General features: G+C 64.6%; 2 protein-coding genes. Both read right to left on the reverse strand.

What is annotated here, in order from left to right; translation table 11 throughout:
• The coding region (locus ACN269_RS33570) for a hypothetical protein (protein WP_421477192.1) at nt 1-389 on the reverse strand (389 nt) is incomplete at its 3' end.
• Nucleotides 386-2,047 (reverse strand): HAD-IB family hydrolase/lysophospholipid acyltransferase family protein, encoded by a 1,662-nt coding sequence (locus ACN269_RS33575; protein ID WP_421477194.1) that lies wholly within the window; start codon nt 2,045-2,047, stop codon nt 386-388. The genes ACN269_RS33570 and ACN269_RS33575, both read right to left, overlap by 4 nt.
• Nucleotides 2,048-2,157: the final 110 nt, after the last annotated feature.

The raw sequence follows: 2,157 nt of genomic DNA on the forward strand, positions 1-2,157 counted from the left end.
CCGGCGACCACCCGCGCCCGCGTCGGATCTTTCTTCAGGATTCGTCGTTGCAGGAACTCCGGTGGGCGATAGGTGTCTCGGCCCGACAGCAATGCGACCAGTTTGGTCCGGGTTGGTAGCCCGCCGGGCACCCAGAACACCCGAACCGGCACCACCATCCGGTCCTCGTCATCCTCCAACTCTTCGACCAGCCTGGCCAACACACCCGGCGACGGTTCATCCTCGGCGGGCAGCTGCAGCACCTCTACGTTCGTACCGGGATGCTCGCGCCGGTGGGTGGCCAGCCAGTCCTTGAGCAGGTCGAGTTCGGCTGGTGAGGATGCCGCGGCCAACACCAGTGCATCATCAGCGGTGGTGAATCCGGTCACCTCGGCCGCGTGCGACTTCATGGCCTGCCCTTGGTGCCGGGAGGTCTGGGGGTTTGCTTGGCGGTCTTCTTGGCGGCAACCTTTTTGGCCGCAGTCTTCTTGGCCGGGGTTTTCTTCCCGGCGGCCTTCTTCGCGGCGGCCTTCTTCGCGGGGGCCTTCTTACCGGTCACCCCGCTGTACAGCTGCGGCCTCGGCACTTCGTCGTGTGGCCACGCTTTCAACGTGTCCAGGTAGAGCTGACGGATCTCGGCGATCCGGTCCGGCAGCTCCTCCACCGTCCAGGAGTCGACCGGAATCGGCGGGTAAACGACGACATCGACGGTTCCGGGATTGAAGGTGCTGGAGTCGCGAGCGGCGATCACCTCGGCATTGCGGATGACGATCGGCACGATCGGGATCCCGGCCGACATTGCGATGCGGAACGGTCCCTTCTTGAAGGGACCGACCTCGGTGGTGTCCAGCCGGGTGCCTTCAGGTGCAATCAAGATCGAAAGACCCTTGCGGGCAAGTTCTTCCACCTTGTGCAGCCCCTGAACCGCAGACTCTGGATTCTCGCGATCGATAAAGGCCGCATCCATGAGCTTGCCGAGCGTTCCGACCACCGGGTCGGTCTCCAGTTCCTTTTTGCCCACCCCGGTGAAGTTGTCCCGGACCAGCGCCCCGGCGATGATCGGATCGACTTGGTTGCGGTGATTGAAGATGAACACCGCCGGCCGCTGCTTGGTCAGGTTCTCCTCTCCGAGCACGTTGAGGTTGACACCGGTGGTGGCCAACAGCAGTCGCCCGTAGGCCGAGGTGAAGAAGTTGACGCCGCTACGCCGTTTGCGGGCCAGTAGTCCGACACCGATCGCGCCGGCAGCAACCGGCACCATCGAGGCGACGCCGGCGATCGTACGCAACTGCGAGACCGGACTACTGCCGCTGCGGCTGGTGAACTTCAACACGGGCCAGCCACGTTTGGCGGCGACCGCGGCCAGCTTGCCGCCTGGATTGGTCGGCCGCGGATTACCGACGAGGTACATCAGCGCCACGTCTTCATCACCATCGGCGTAGAAATAGCTCTTGGCGAGGTCGATACCCTGTTCGGCAGCGAAACCCTGTACTGCCCTGGCTTTTCCAGGGCCCCACAGGATCGGTCTGATGACCTCCCCGGTGATCAGACCGTTCTCGTCGGTCTCGAACCTGTTACTGAGCACATTCTTGATGCCGAGGAATCGTGCCACGGGCTCGACCTGGACCGTGAGCGCGGACGAACTCAGCACCACCGTATGGCCACGTGCCATGTGCGCGCGCACCAAGTCGCGCATCTCCGGATAAATGCGGTTCATGATCTGCTGGACGAACAGCCGCTCGGCAAGTTCGTCCAGGTCGCCCAGCGAGTTCCCGCGCAACATCCGCGCGCCCTTGCCGATCAGGTCTTCGAACTCCGACCGGCCGAGTTGGTGGTTGAGCCCGGCCTGCACCATGCCGATGAACTCGCCCACGCTCATCTGGCCCCGCCGCAATCGATCTCGGGTCATGATGACGCCGGTGAACCCGGCCACCAGCGTGCCGTCCAGATCGAAGAATGCGCCGATCGCCGGGCCTGCTGGGCTGCCATCGATCTCGGCTACCGAGCCGGGCAGCCGAAGGGTCCGTGGATCAACCCGTCGCGATGACTGGCCGTCGGCGGCACTCATCGTTCGGCCACCGGGGACGGTGCCGACGGGTCGCCGTCGGCAGCGAAGGAAGCGGGCACGGCTCGAGCGTCGCCACCAAGGGCCAGCACTTCGTCGAACCCGGCTGCCAG

The sequence above is a fragment of the Micromonospora sp. WMMD736 genome (genome assembly GCF_049179015.1).
Lineage (GTDB): Bacteria > Actinomycetota > Actinomycetes > Mycobacteriales > Micromonosporaceae > Micromonospora.